This is a genomic window from Corallococcus exercitus (assembly GCF_003611585.1).
Classification (GTDB): Bacteria; Myxococcota; Myxococcia; order Myxococcales; family Myxococcaceae; genus Corallococcus; species Corallococcus exercitus.
Genome location: NZ_RAVW01000028.1, coordinates 1 through 13,863 on the forward strand (window position 1 = coordinate 1; position 13,863 = coordinate 13,863).

General features: G+C 70.1%; 13 protein-coding genes. 12 read left to right on the forward strand and 1 reads right to left on the reverse strand.

All coding sequences use genetic code 11. The features are described from left to right. From D7W79_RS05980 to D7W79_RS06020, 10 genes are all read left to right on the forward strand, one after another. Positions 1–418 (forward strand): MFS transporter (locus tag D7W79_RS05980; RefSeq protein WP_147441813.1); only part of this gene is annotated, 418 nt, incomplete at its 5' end. 137 nt (positions 419–555) lie between these two features. Next, positions 556–1,752, forward strand: coding sequence for an endonuclease domain-containing protein (locus D7W79_RS05985; RefSeq protein ID WP_208729645.1), 1,197 nt, complete (start codon positions 556–558; stop codon positions 1,750–1,752). Position 1,753: 1 nt separating this feature from the next. After that, positions 1,754–2,770, forward strand: a complete 1,017-nt coding sequence (locus D7W79_RS05990) for a hypothetical protein (RefSeq protein WP_120524365.1) — start codon at positions 1,754–1,756, stop codon at positions 2,768–2,770. A gap of 21 nt (positions 2,771–2,791) precedes the next feature. Beyond that, positions 2,792–6,151 carry a helicase HerA domain-containing protein gene (locus D7W79_RS05995; protein ID WP_120524366.1) on the forward strand — a complete coding sequence of 1,120 codons (3,360 nt, stop codon included), beginning with the start codon at positions 2,792–2,794 and terminating at the stop codon, positions 6,149–6,151. 179 nt (positions 6,152–6,330) lie between these two features. After that, positions 6,331–8,724, forward strand: coding sequence for a PAS domain-containing sensor histidine kinase (locus D7W79_RS06000; protein WP_158616895.1), 2,394 nt, complete (start codon positions 6,331–6,333; stop codon positions 8,722–8,724). Between the two features lie 42 nt (positions 8,725–8,766). After that, positions 8,767–9,204 carry a hypothetical protein gene (locus D7W79_RS06005; RefSeq protein WP_120524368.1) on the forward strand — a complete coding sequence of 146 codons (438 nt, stop codon included), beginning with the start codon at positions 8,767–8,769 and terminating at the stop codon, positions 9,202–9,204. A gap of 2 nt (positions 9,205–9,206) precedes the next feature. After that, positions 9,207–10,031 (forward strand): aminotransferase class IV, encoded by an 825-nt coding sequence (locus D7W79_RS06010; protein ID WP_120524369.1) that lies wholly within the window; start codon positions 9,207–9,209, stop codon positions 10,029–10,031. Positions 10,032–10,052: 21 nt separating this feature from the next. Beyond that, the gene (locus D7W79_RS06015) at positions 10,053–10,628 is read left to right on the forward strand and encodes an RBBP9/YdeN family alpha/beta hydrolase (protein ID WP_120524370.1); all 576 of its coding nucleotides are present in this window, start codon (positions 10,053–10,055) and stop codon (positions 10,626–10,628) included. A gap of 97 nt (positions 10,629–10,725) precedes the next feature. Further along, a complete protein-coding gene (locus tag D7W79_RS44240) occupies positions 10,726–10,899 on the forward strand; it encodes a hypothetical protein (RefSeq protein ID WP_167497668.1) in 174 nt (57 codons plus the stop codon). 78 nt (positions 10,900–10,977) lie between these two features. Continuing rightward, positions 10,978–11,445: a carbonic anhydrase gene (locus D7W79_RS06020; RefSeq protein WP_120524371.1), complete on the forward strand. Its 468-nt coding sequence runs from the start codon at positions 10,978–10,980 to the stop codon at positions 11,443–11,445. Here D7W79_RS06020 and D7W79_RS06025 read toward each other — a convergent pair. Then, positions 11,442–12,179, reverse strand: a complete 738-nt coding sequence (locus tag D7W79_RS06025; RefSeq protein WP_120524394.1) for a tetratricopeptide repeat protein — start codon at positions 12,177–12,179, stop codon at positions 11,442–11,444. The two genes, D7W79_RS06020 and D7W79_RS06025, sit on opposite strands and share 4 nt — an antisense overlap. A 95-nt stretch (positions 12,180–12,274) precedes the next feature. On the opposite strand from D7W79_RS06025, the gene D7W79_RS06030 reads away from it, so the two are divergent. Continuing rightward, on the forward strand, positions 12,275–12,994 hold the full coding sequence (locus D7W79_RS06030; RefSeq protein ID WP_120524372.1) for a spermine/spermidine synthase domain-containing protein: 720 nt from the start codon (positions 12,275–12,277) through the stop codon (positions 12,992–12,994). Positions 12,995–13,031: 37 nt separating this feature from the next. Continuing rightward, the gene (locus tag D7W79_RS06035; protein ID WP_120524373.1) at positions 13,032–13,859 is read left to right on the forward strand and encodes an alpha/beta hydrolase; all 828 of its coding nucleotides are present in this window, start codon (positions 13,032–13,034) and stop codon (positions 13,857–13,859) included. Positions 13,860–13,863 lie beyond the last annotated feature (4 nt).

A 13,863-nucleotide genomic window follows, 5' to 3' on the forward strand; every position in this document is an offset into this window, starting at 1 on the left:
GGGCATGGTCATCCAGGGCGGGCTGATTGGTCCGCTGTCTCGCGCGGCGGGTGAGTTCCGGCTGCTCATCACCGGGGCGCTGCTCCTGGCGTGCGGCATGGCGGGGCTCGCGGTGTCGTATCAGGCGCTTCCGATGATGGTCGCCGTGGTGCTGGTGGGCGTGGGCACGGGCTTCCTGCAGCCGTTGATTTCGAGCCAGGCCTCGCAGGTGGCCCCGCCGTCGCAGCAGGGCGCCGTGCTGGGTCTGGCGCAGTCGTGCGGCGGGCTGGCCCGCACGGTGGGTCCGGTGGCGAGCGGCTGGATGTATGCGTCGTGGAGCACCCAGGCCCCCTTCCTGACGGGCATGGTTTCCGCGCTCGCGGCGGCGGGATTGGGGCTGTTGCTCCGTCGGGAGACCGCGGACGACGCGGGGCGGTAAAGCCTTTCAGACCCACCCGGGTCCCTTGCTTCCCGGAACGCCCTACCTCCTTTGGGGGGCTTGTCTTCACCCGACCCGTGAGAGCAGGCTTTTGCTCACAAGGGGGCGGTGAAGCCATCACTCCCGGGGGGTAGTGCTTGCCATTGGCGGGGGAAGTCGCGCTGCTGGATGCGTTGGACCGCCAGGCCCGGCGCCGGGCGGAAGGCATCGCGACCCTGAGCGTGCTGGAGGGACCGGAGGCCCTGGGGGGGACCCTCTGGAACCAGTGGGCCGCGAGGCACGGTCAGACGGTGGTGGAGGTCTCCGGGGAGGACCCGCATGCGGCGGCGCTGGGCTGGGCCCGGGCGCTGGCGGCGACCCGAGACCTGGGGGCGGACGCGGAGGCGCTGGCGACGTTCAGCCTGACGGCGGCGAATCCCAGACACACGCCGGTGTTCCGGGGAAAGACAGCGCATGAGCGGCGCGTGTTGTTGGACGCGCTGCCGCCGCCCGCGATGTTGCCGGAGGCCACCTGGGCGCTGTGCCGGGAGCTGGTGATTCACCGGGAGGCGGTGGAGCCCGGGGCATTGCCCGACGCGGTGCGCACGGCGCTCCAGAAGAACCTGGGCGCGGGGCTGCGCGCGTTGCATGCGCTGGTGCCGCCCGGGAAGGCGCCGGTGGTGCGGGTGCCCGCGGGTGAGGCGCCGTCGTTCCGGGGGCTCCACGTGGCGGGGGTGTTGAGCAACGCGGTGCCGGCGCTCGCGGTGGCGTGCGGGGTGTCCAGCGAGGCGCTGGCGGCGTTCCAGGCGGGCGGGGAGACGCGGCTGAAGGCGCTGGTGCGCGAGGGCGTGCTGGAGGTGCCTGAGCCAGCGTCGGGCGCCGAGGGGGCGCTGGCGGCACTCGAGGACCTGGAGCGAAAGGGAGCCTCCGAAGCGCGGCGCGCGCAGGCCGCCGAGGTGGCGCTGGCGGCGCATACCAGCGCGGAAGCCCTGTCCGAAGGAAAGGTCCGGAGCAAATACGAGAGATACCTCCGCGACAGGCTGGCGGATCACCCGGCCACGGCAGGCATCTTCAAACCCAATGCACCGGTCGACACCGGAGGCCCTCGTCCGTGGGTGGTGGACTTCCTCAGCCGTGAATTGAAGCTGGCGGTTGAGATCGACGGGTACCACCACTTCGGCACCCGGGAGCGGTTCCGCCTCGACCGACGCAAGGACCTGGACCTGCAACGCGCTGGCTACTGGGTCTACCGCATCCATTGGGAAGACCTGCTGCCCCGACTCGAAGAAATTCTCCAGACCATCAACATCCTGATTGAGGCCCGCAGGCGCGAGCTTGCAGGGCAGGAGCGCTGACATGAATACCCATCCCCCTGACACCCGACTTCAGGGCCTGGCCCTCGCATGGCTGGCGACACGCACGGACAAGAAGCCGGGAACGCGCAACGACTTGGCGAAGACGCTGCTCTCCTTCGTGGAGCACCGTTGGAGCCGTGGGGAGTGGAGCGAGCGGTTCGAGGCACTGATGGAGCGGCTTCTGGACACGGGGCTCGTGCAGAAGCGCTCCCGCACCGCGCTGGCGCTGACGGTGCAGGGACGCCAGCAGGCCTTGAAGTTCCTGCGGGTGGACTCCCCCAAAGGGCTCACCTGGAAGCGGGTGCGGCAGCAGTACCTGCTCGCGAAGGACCTGGACCTGCCGACCTCCAAGGCGGCGCTAGGCCGGTTGTCCAACGCGGACGGCATGCGGGCCCTGCTGCTCAAGCGCGCACATCAGGTGGATGGACCTGAGTTCCCGACGCTGGCCCAGGTCCGGGACCGGCTGATGTGGCGGAAGCTGGGCGTGGAGACGAATGAGAAGCTCACCCTGCGCGCCATCCAGGCCCACCTCCTGGGCAAACTGCTGGAGCAGGAAGTCAGCGACCCGAAGCGCGGTGTCGAGCAATTGGCGGCGCGTGCAGTGGGAGCCTCCCGGGTGGACGCGGAGGCACTGCGGCTGGCGACCCTGCGGAAGTGGGTGGTGACGGAGCAGGCTTCGGAGCCCAGCAAGAAGCCCGTTCAGGGCCCCCCTGTCGAGGATTCGCGCGAGGCGGCGCCGCACGATCCTGCTGCCTTCGCGAAGAATGTGCTTCGCGTGGCGAGGGCACTCCCCTCGGGACGCTTCGGGGACGACAAGGTCTTCATCTCGCACGTCTGGAAGGCCATGCAGCCCAGTTGGGCCAGCCGCGAAGCCTTCGACTCCGCCCTGCTGGAAGCCAACCGCAAGCGCCACCTGACGTTGACCCGCGCGGACCTCGTGTCGGTCATGAACCCGGCCGATGTGGCTGAGTCCGAGGTGCGCTTCTACGGCGCCACCTTCCATTTCGTCGTCGTCTAGTCCGCCTCCGAAAGAGCCTCCATGCCCACCGACGCCCATCTTGAAGCATTCCTGGCTGATGGCCCCGAGGTCTTCGCCAGCGTCCAGCAGGCCCAGTCGTTCTGGAAGCCGGACCCCTTCGACGTCGAGTCCATCAACGTCCCCGCCCGCCGGATTTTCGAACGGCAGGTGAATCGCGCCACGAAGAACCCTGACTCCGGCAAGCTGTACCTCCTTCGAGGCGAATCTGGCAGCGGTAAGACCCACCTGGTCCGCGCCTTCCGCCACCGCGTGCACTCCCAGAAGCTGGGGTACGTCGGCTACCTCCCAATGACGGTGGATGCCGCCAACTACGACCGATACATCCTGTCGAACCTCATCGACACGCTGGACCGCACCTACGACGTGACCGTGGACGAGGACAATACGGGGCTGACCCGCCTGTCCAACGCGCTCATGAAGTACTGCAAGAGCGCGTTCGAGCCGCTCATCCACGACGAGGGCATCCTGGAGGAGCACGAACTCCACGACATGATCCGCTCACTGGCGGACGAGCTTCACGAAAATCCCCTCTTCCGCCATGTCGACGTCCAGCTCCTGCGCGCCCTCATCTACCTGCAACGCCGGGAGGCCAAGTACCACCACCGGGTCCTTCAATGGCTTCGCTGCGAAGACATGGTCCCCGTTGACCGGCAGGTCATTGGCGACATTGTGCCCCGGACCGCGGACAACGACCCGATGCGGATGCTCACGCACCTGGGCAGGCTCATGGGCGCCATGGAGCAGGCACTGGTTCTCTGCGTCGACCAGGTCGAGGACATCAGCGACTTCGAGAAGAACCCTGGCATGGAGCCGTCATTCCGGCGCGCGATCAACAGCCTGGCCACCTTCGTGGGCAACGTTCCCACGGCGGTCGTTGTCGTCTGCTGCCTGTCCGACTTCTGGGCGACGATGCGCAAGCAGCTCACGCGGTCCATGCTCGACCGCATCGAAAACGATCCTCAGCCCGTGACCCTGGACCACCTGCTCACGGAAGAGACCGCTCGGGACATGGTCACCCAGCGGCTGCGCGTCCTCTACAACCATCACGGGCTCGAGGTGGATCACTCGGATCCGACCTACCCCATTCCCCGCTCCGAGATTGAGCGATTCAGTGGACTTCGCGTCCGGGACGTACTCAACGCCTGCCATCGATTCAGGGAGCAGGCCATCACCGAGGGGAAGCTCCCACAGCACCTGCCTCTTCCCGGCGAGGACAAAGTCGAGGGCAGCAAAGAGGAGCTCAAGCGGACCCAGCAAGCCACCATGGACCAGAGGTGGACTGACTTCCGGGCAAAGTTCAACGGCACCGTCCCAGAGAAGGATGCGGAAATCGTCTCCGTGCTCGCATGGGCGCTTGAAGCAGGAGGAGACGAACTGGGCGTGACGGACCAATTCAAGGTCAGGTCGCGCACGGATGCGACCATCGACGTCACGCTTCCGGCCGATTCCCAGGGGTTGTTCGTGGCGCTCTGCAATCGCTCGCCTCGGGGTGGAGGACTCGGCCGGCAGATGGCCGAAGCCCTCAGGTCCGCCGCCCGCAAGCTTCCAGTCATCCTTCGCACCACCGAATTTCCTGGCAATCCGACCGGGCTCGTCGGTGAACAGGTCGGCGTGCTTCTGAAGAGAGGAGGGAGGCGCGCGGTGGTGAGCAACAGCGATCTGCGCGAGGTAGTGGCCCTCCAGTCCTTCCGGAAGGAGCACCCGGAGGCAGCGTACCGTGAATGGAGTCGGTCGGCGCGTCCCCTCACTCGACTGAAGGTGATCTCGGACGTGCTTGCACTCGAGAAGCCTCCGCCGCCCACCCCGTCTGGTCGTGATACCCCACCTGCCCCTGACGCCCCCGGGAAGGCTCCCACGCTGGTGTCGCAGAAGCCGGCCCATGGTGAGCGCCGCACCGCGCAGCTTGAAAGTGCGCGCCGCACTGACACTCCCGTTGAGAAGAGGTCTTCCGACCATGCACACGGCGGGGACGAGGTCGAGCTGGAGGGGCGACGCATCCAGTCCATCAGCGAGCCGTTGGTGAGCAAGTCCCCGGGTAGAGCCCAGACGCCCAAGGAAGTGCCCCAGCAGAAGACGGCTGCGAAGGCCGCGAGTGAAACGAAGCCGGGCGCGCTGCGGGTCGGCGAGTCCGAAGGGGTCTTCACCCATCCCGTCTTCGTGCAGACGGAGGAACTGACGAAGCACAGCGCGTTCCTCGGCGGCTCCGGCAGCGGCAAGACGACGCTCGCGTTGAACCTCATCGAGCAGTTGCTCCTGCAAGGCATTCCCGCGCTGCTGGTGGACCGCAAGGGCGACCTCGCCGCGTACGCTCGCGACGAGGCGTGGGAGGAGGAGCTGAAGGACCCCGCGCTGGAGGAGCGTCGCCGCCTGCTGCGAGAGCGCGTGGACGTGGCCCTCTACACGCCGGGCCGCACGGATGGACGCGCGCTCGCGATTCCGGTGGTCCCTCGTGGTCTGGAATCCCTGCCGCCGGAGGAGCGCGAGCAGAGCGTGCTGCAGGCCGCGGACGCCATCGCGAGCATGCTCGAGTACCGCAACAGTCCCAGGGACCGGGCCGCGAAGGCGCTGCTCGCGCAGGCCCTGCGGCTGCTGGTGGAACGGCCCATTGGCCAGGAGCTGAGCCTGGACCTGGTCCAGAAGTTCATCGCATCCCAGGACATCACCCTCGTCCAGGAGACCAGCGGCATCGACCTCAAGGTGTTCCCGAAGCTCGCCCAGGACCTGGCGACGCTGCGGCTCAACGCGCGCAACCTCCTGGCCGCCCAGGGCGAGAAGCTGAACATGGAGGAACTGCTCGGGCTGGGGAACGCGAAGGTGCCGGGCAAGACGCGGCTGAGCATCATCAGCACCAAGTTCCTCGGCGGAACGCAGGGCGCGCTCTTCTGGGTGTCGCAGCTGCTCGTGGAGGCCAATCGCTGGGCCAGCCAGCATCCCTCCTCCAAGCTCCAGGCGGTCCTGATGTTCGACGAGGCGGACATGTATCTGCCGGCCGTGGGCATCCCCGCGACCAAGCAGCCCATGGAGAACCTGCTCAAGCGCGCGCGCTCGGCGGGCATCGGCGTGATGCTCGCGACCCAGAGCCCGGGCGACTTCGACTACAAGTGCCGGGAGAACGTGCGCAGCTGGTTCATCGGCCGCGTGAAGGAGGATCGGGCGATCAGCAAGCTCCGGCCCATGTTCTCCGATACTCGCGTGGATCCGGCCATACGTCTTCCCGCGCAGAAGATGGGCCAGTTCCACGTCCTGCGCGACGGCCAGGTCGAACAGCTCAAGGCGGACCGGAACATCATCAAGACCGACCAGCTCTCCGAGGACGAAATCCTCCAGCTCGCGCACCGCTCCCGCGAGCAGGGCTCCTGACGTCCGCTCCACGGCCGCCCCCTTCCCCGCTGGCTTCAAGGCCCGCGGGCAGGGGGGCGCTCCCCTTCCCTCGACCGGACTGGCCCTCGGGCGGGGAGTCGTCCCGGGTGTTCTCGCGCGGCTTCGGCGGGCAGCGGACCCCATACTTCCCCCAGGTGTCTTCCATGGGGGAGGCAGGAATGGTCTTGCGACAGGGCGAGGGACGGACCGCGCGTGGGTGCCCCGCGTCCGGTGAGGGCTCGTCCCTCCAGGCCCTCGAAACCCTGGAGCGCATCTCGGATGCGGTCTTCTCGCTCGACCGCTCCTGGCGCTTCACCTACCTCAACACGCGCAGCGAGTGGCTGCTGCGACACCCGCGCGCGGAGCTCCTCGGCCGCGTCGTGTGGGACGAGTTCCCCGAGGCACGGGGCTCCGTGTTCGAGCAGGAGTACCTGCGGGCGCTCCAGCAGCAGGTCAACGTCGCGTTCGAGGCCTTCTACGCGCCCCTCGAGGCCTGGTTCGACGTGCGGGCGTACCCCTCCTCGGAGGGCCTCACCGTCTGCTTCCGGGACGTCAGCGCCCGCAAGCGCGCCGCTCAGGCACTGCATGAGTCGGAGCAGTTCCTGCGCTCCACGCTCGACTCGCTGTCCACGCACATCGCCATCCTCGACGGCCGGGGCCTCATCCTCGCCGTCAACGAAGCCTGGACGCGCTTCGCGCGCGACAACGGCTGCGTGGAAGATCGCAGCCCGTGCGGCGTGGGCGCGAACTACCTGGGGGTGACGGACGCCGCGCAGGGCACCTTCTCCGAGGAGGCGCCCTCCGTCGCCGCGGGCATCCGCGCCATCATCGCTGGCCGCACGGAGCCGTTCCTCCTGGAGTACCCGTGCCACGAGCCCGGGGGCCACCAGCGCTGGTTCCTGCTGCGGGCCACGCGCTTCGCCGGCCCGGGTCCGCTGCGCGTGGTGGTGGCCCACGAGGACATCACCGGCCGCCGCGAAGCCGACGAGGCACGGCGCCAGCTGGTCCGGGAAGAGGCCGCGCGCGAGGAGGCGGAGGCGGCGCGTGAGCGGATGAACGCGGTGCTCGAGCGCATCACCGACGGCTTCGCCGCGTTCGACCGGGACGGCCGGTTCACCTACGTGAACCGGCCCGCGGAGGCACACTTCGGCCGCAAGCGGGAGGCGCTGCTGGGCCGGCGCCTGGCGGAGGTCTTCCCCTGCACCCAGGGCTCCGACATGGCGGCCCTGCTGCACCGGGCGACGGTGGCGCAGGTCCCCGTGGAGGAGGAGCAGCCCTCCGTCGTGCACAACCGCTGGCTGCGCGTCGTGGCGTACCCGTCACCGGAAGGCCTCTCCGTCTACTTCCGCGACATCACCGAGCAGCGGCGCGTCGAGCTGTGGAGCCACTTCCTCTCCGACATGGGTGCCGCCAGCACGCGCTCGCTGGACTGCGGGGACGTGGTCCGCACCGTGGTGACGCTCGCGGTGCCCACGCTCGCGGATGGCTGTGCCATCACCACGCGGAGCGGCGGCCCCGAAGACGAGGCCTCCACCGAGGCCGCCGCCGTGACGCCCGGGCTGGGAGACGCGCTGCGCGCGGCGTGCGCCCCGGGGGCCCAGGGCGCGCTGGGGCGGCTCGTGGCTCAGGCGGTGTGCACGGAGTCGGGAGCGCTCCTGCGGGAGCCTCCCGGGGACAGCCCCGGTGTGGAGTCCGCGGTGGCCGTGCCGCTGGCCCTCCAGGACCACTCCCTGGGCGTGCTGCTGATGGTGTCCACGCGCCCGGGCCTGCGCTACGGGCCGGAGAGCCTCCCCCTCGTGAGCGAGCTGGCGCGGCGGACCGCGCTGGCGCTCGAGAACGCGCGGCTGTACCGCACCGCCCGGCAGGCCGTCGCCGCGCGCGACGAGACGCTGGGCATCGTCTCCCATGACCTGCGCGCGCCGCTGAACACCATCTCCCTGCTGTCCCTCCGCGCGGAGAAGCGCCTGCCCCGGGAGGAAGGGGTGGAGGCCGCGGAGGCGCTGCGGAAGATCCGCGGCGTGGTGGGCAACATGGACCGGCTCATCGACGACCTGCTGGAGGTGGCGCGGGTGGAGTCGGGACGCGCGGTGCTGGACGTGGAGCCGCTGGACGTGCCCCGGCTGCTCGCCCAGGTGCAGGCCTTGAACGAGCTGCTGGCGGCGGACAAGGGGCTGCGCCTCGAGGTGGCCTTCGAGCCGGGCCTCCCCAAGGTGCGCGCGGACCGGGCGCTCGTGGTGCGCGTCTTCCAGAACCTGGTGGGCAATGCCATCCACTTCACCCCGCCTGGAGGCCGCATCCTCCTGAAGGCGGTGCGCCGCGGTGAGCAGGTGTGCTTCCGCGTGGAGGACTCGGGGCCGGGCATCGACGCGGCGGCGCTGCCGCACGTGTTCGACCGCTTCTGGCAGGCCATCCACGCGCGCAAGGCGGGCGCCGGGCTGGGGCTCGCCATCGTCAAGGGGCTGGTGGAGGCGCACGGTGGCCGCGTCTGGGTGGAGAGCCCGCCGGGCCACGGCGCAGCGTTCTTCTTCACGCTGCCGGGCCTCCGGCAGGGGGGCGAGGAGGCCCGTCCCTGACGGTCCTCAACGGAACGCCGCGCGCGGCTCTACACTGGCGCCATGCCTGCGCATCCCGCCTCCGGCCTGGCGCCGTGGTTTCCCCTGGTCATGCTCCCGGGGATGTTCGTGCTCTTCTCGTTCACCCTCTCCTGGATGGGGGGATGGAGCCGGCTCGCGCGGGACTACCGCCTGGACAGGGGCGGCGGCTTCCCGTGCAGGTACTTCGTCTCTGGCGGTTTGGGCCTGGTGAACTACCGTAACTGTCTCATCGTGGGTGGCGACGCGCGGGGGCTCTACCTCGCGGTGCTCCTTCCCTTCCGCGTGGGCCATCCGCACCTGTGCATCCCCTGGGCGGACCTCCAGGACCGCGTTCGCGAGCGGTGGTTCTTCCGATACTGTGACACGTTCAGGGTGGGACCCGACCGGGTGAAGCTGCGCATCCAGAGTTCCGCCATGAAGTCGCTCGACAGCTATCTGCCCGCCGCTCGCCAGGCCTGAGCATGCTCTCCACCGTCTCCGTCGATGGCGTCGTGCAGCGCTGGGAGGACCTGCGCCTCCAGGACTTCGCCCAGGGCTTCTTCTTCGGCGCGGGCTTCTTCACCACCTTTCGCATCGACGCGGGCCAGCCCCGGTTCCTCGCGCGTCACCTGTCCCGCCTGCGCGGAAGCCTCGACGCGTTCCCCACCGCCGTGCGAGCCCCGGCCCCGGAGCTCCTCCACGAGGACGCCGTGCGCGAATCGCTGCGCCGCTGCCTCGCGGCGGACGCGGCCCTGGGGCCCCGCTTCACCGGCGTGGGCAAGCTCGCGGTGAGCGACGGCCACGTGCTGTGCACCTTGCGTCCCTTCGACGCGGACCAGGAAGCGCATCACCGGGAAGGCCGCGAGCTGGACACCGTGGAGGCCGGGGCCTACCGGCGCGCGGAGCGCACGGTGAACCACAAGGGCCTGGCGTACTTCCGTCAGCACGCGCTCCTGCCGCGCCTGCCCGTGCTCACCAACGAGGCGGCGGAGGTCTGCGAGCTGCCCACCGCCAACCTCTTCGTGCAGCTCGACGGAGCGCTCGTCACCCCACCGCTCTCCGCGCCGTGTCTGCCGGGCATCGCCCGCGCGGTGCTGCTGGCCATGGCCTCCGTGGACGGGCTCCCGGTGGTGGAGCGCGTGCTGCCGCTCGCGGACCTGGCCCGGGCGCAGGCGTGTTTCTACAGCAACGCGGTGGCGCTGGCCGTGGGCGTGCCGAGGCTGCTGGGCCGGGAGCTCCCCGACAGCCTGAGGCTCGCGGAGCGGGCCCGCGCCGCGCTCGAGGCCCGGGCCGTCCGCGAGGGCTGAGCCCGTGGCACACTCGCATCCATGACCCGCTCCCTCGTCATGGTCCCCCGCTGGGCTGGAAGCCCCGACACGGACTTCTACCCGTGGCTCACCGCGAAGCTGCGCACGCCCCCTGCCCTCTTCGACGACGTGCGCACGCTGGACATGCCCACGCCGGGCGCCCCCACCCTCGACGGCTGGGTGTCCACGCTCGCCTCCGCGGTGGGTCCGGTGCCCGCGCCCTCCACCGTGTTCCTGGGCCACAGCGTCGGCTGTCAGGCCGTGATGCGCTATCTGGCGACGCTGCCTCCGGGCCACACCGTGGAAGGGGCCGTGTTCGTCGCGGGCTGGTTCGAAGTCGACACGCCCTGGGACACGCTGCGGCCGTGGCTCGACACGCCCATGGACTTCGAGCGGATCCGCGCCGCGCTCCGCCGCTGCGTGGTGGTGCTGTCGGACTCCGACCCCTTCACCTCCGACTTCCGCCGCAACACGCGCCTCTTCGAGGAACGCCTGGGCGCGGAGGTGCGCGTCATCCCCGGCGGGCGCCACTTCAACAACCCCCAGGAGCCCGCCGTGCTGGCCACCCTCCAGGAGTGCTTCGGCGCCTCACGCTGAGCAGCCGGCCGAGCAGGCGGCGGACGTGGCAATTTTCGCCGCCACCCCCATCTTTGGAGGACTTCGAAGGACTTTCTTCAACGACAGGGGGCTCGAGATGGAGACGAAGAAGCCAGACGAGAAGCAGGTCCAGCACCAGGGCATGGGTGAGGACCAGAACCTGCGCCACAAGGGCGAGGTGCGCGAGTCCGAGGCGGACCGCCATGCCGGCCCGAAGCCCGAGGGCAACGGCGGCACGGGGCAGCCCGCGGCGTTCCCGGAACACAACTGACACCGGGCGCGTGACCGGTTCCCACGGAATGGCCTGAAGGCGCTTTCGTGGGAGCCGGAAGCCATTAACCTGGGGCGCATGTCCGCTCCCGCTCCCTATGTCTCCCGCGTCCCCTTCGAGTCCGTCCACCCGAAGGCCCTGGCCGTGTACTGCTCGGACGGGCGCTTCACCGAGGCCGTGGAGGACCTGGCCCACCACCTGGGCCACGCCCGCATCGACACGATGACCATTCCTGGAGGCCCCGCGCTGCTCAACCGCTGGGCCTCGGACTACCTGGAGAGCGCGGGCTTCACGAAGGCCGCGAGCTTCCTCATCGAAGGCCACCACATCGAGGACGTGCTGCTGCTGGCGCACGCGGGGTGCGGCTACTACCACGCGAAGCACAGCGCGCTCGGGCCGGACATCGCCGTGGAGCAGCAGCTGAAGGACCTGCACTTCGGCGCGAAGGAACTCCAGACGGCCTACCCCCACCTGCGCATCCACCTCTTCTACGTGCGCCCCAAGGGGACGACCGTCGAGTTCGAGCCCATCCCGCGCGAGGGCTAGGACGCCCCGGCCTCACGGGCCGCCGCGTCCTGGAGCCCGCGCCGGAGCGCGTCCAGCAGCGACGGCGGGTCCCCCACGCGGAAGGCCTGGAGCCCCGCGTCGAAGTCCGCGCGAGCGCCCGTGGCGTCACCGCGCTGGAGCCGGAGCGCACCCCGCTCGTACAGCAGCTCGGGGTCCACCGCGTCGCCCTCCTGGGACGCGAGCGCGACGGTGAGGTCCTGCTCCGCGGCGTCCGCACGCCCCGCTCGGGCGCGGCTCCGGGCCCGCTGCTGGAGGAGCCACGGGTTGCCCCGGTCCTCCGCCAGGGCCGCCGTCCAGTCGGCGTCCGCCTCCGTCAGCCGCCCCAGCGCTTCAAGCGACTCCGCGCGCTTCATGTGCAGCACCAGCGCCTTGCGGAAGCCCGCGGCCTCCACCTCGGTGAAGCCCTCCACCGCCTCCGCGTGCCAGCCCAGCCGAGCGAGCGTGAGCGCCCGGTGGTAGCGCGTGGCCACGTGGCCCGGGGCCAGCTCCAGCACGCGGTCGAACCAGGGCAGCGCCTCCGCCGGCTGGCCGCCCCACACGCCCAGCGTCAGCCCCACCTCCACCAGGACCCGGACCTGCGTCGGGTGCGCCTCCGCCAGCGACCGGGCCAGCGCGAGCGCCGACGTGTAGCGGCCTCCCCGGCGCAGGCGGTCCACCTCGCGCAGGGGCTCGGACAGCTCCGGGGGCCAGGCCTGTCGTCCGTTGCGTTCCATGGGGTGGGGGCGGTCGTCCGGCATTTCGCAGGCAGGCCCCAGGGTGTCAAGGCGACGACTTGACCCGGAAGCCCGGTCGCGAGAAGAGCGCTGACATGAAGCCCTGGGAAACAGTGGAGCGAGCGCAGGTGCCGGACGTGGGAGAGGTCGTGCTCGCCCGGCGGGACGAAGAGTACGTGCTGCGCGTGCGCGGTCAGACGTTGATGTCCAGCCGCCAGCATGGCTCGGAGATGGCCATGGCCGAGGCCGGCTGCGCGAACCTCGCGGCGGACGTGCCCGCCCGGGTGCTCGTGGGCGGGCTGGGCTTCGGCTTCACGGTGCGCGCGGTGCTCGACCGCCTGGGGCCGGGGTCCCGCGTCGTGGTCGCGGAGCTGATATCGCCGGTGGTGGAGTGGAACCGGGGCCTGCTCGCGCCGCTGGCGAAGGCGCCGCTGGAGGATCCGCGCGTCACCGTGGTGGAGGGGGACGTGGGCAAGGTGATGCGCAGGCAGCAGGGCGCCTTCGACGCCATCCTGCTCGACCTGGACAACGGCCCGAAGGCCATGACCCACCCGGACAACGACAGCCTCTACGACCTCACCGGCGTGTCGCACGCCTACAACTCCCTGCGCTCCAACGGAACGCTGGTGGTGTGGAGCGCAGGGCCCTCGGTCGCGTACGTGAAGCTGCTGGAAGAGGTGGGCTTCTCCGTCCAGCTCCTCCACCCCACGGCGCACGGCACCAAGGGGACGCGGCACACCCTCTTCGTCGCCCGGCGCGTGCCCAAGACCAAGACCAAGACCTCATCGTCGTCCCGGCCGCCGTCGCGGCGCTGAAACACGCGGGCGTTCTTCCCATCAGGAGGTGGCAGCCATGTGGTGCATCCGTCTGTTCCTGTTCGCCGTCGTCCTCGTCAGCGGCGTGGGACACGCCACGGAGGCGGAGCCGATGCCTCCGCACGCGACGTTCCTGCTCCCGTCGAAGGCGCTCCGGGAGAAGCGCCGCATCAACGTCTACACGCCGCCCGGCTACGACGCGGCGAAGGGCGTGCGCTACCCGGTCCTCTACATGCCCGACGGCGGCGAGCAGGAGGACTTCCCGCACGTCGCCACCGCCGTGGACACCGCCATCCGCGCCGGGGAGATGCGGCCCGTCATCGTGGTCGGCATCGAGAACACCGAGCGGCGCCGGGACATGACCGGGCCCACGCAGGTCGAGAAGGACAAGCAGATCGCCCCGAGGGTCGGAGGCTCCGCCGCGTTCCGAGCCTTCCTCCGCGACGAGCTCATGCCCCACGTGCGCCGCAAGTACCGCGTCACCGACGAGACGGCCATCCTCGGCGAGTCGCTCGCGGGGCTGTTCATCATGGAGACGTTCTTCCTCCAGCCCGGGATGTTCGGCACCTTCATCGCGCTGAGCCCCAGCATCTGGTGGAACAACGACGAATGGGTGCACAAGGCCGGGGAGCGGCTCAAGGCGAAGCCGGGCCTGAAGGTCACGCTCTACTTCGCGTCGGCCGGTGACGACATCGAGGAGCAGACCACACGCCTGGCCGAAGTCTTCCGCGCGAACGCGCCCGCCGGGTTGAAGTGGAAGTACGAGCCCCGGCCCGACCTGCACCACGCCAACATCTACCGCTCGCTGGAGGCGAAGGTGCTGCGAGAGGCCTTCGCGCCTGCCTCCACGAAGGCCGTCCCGTGAGAAG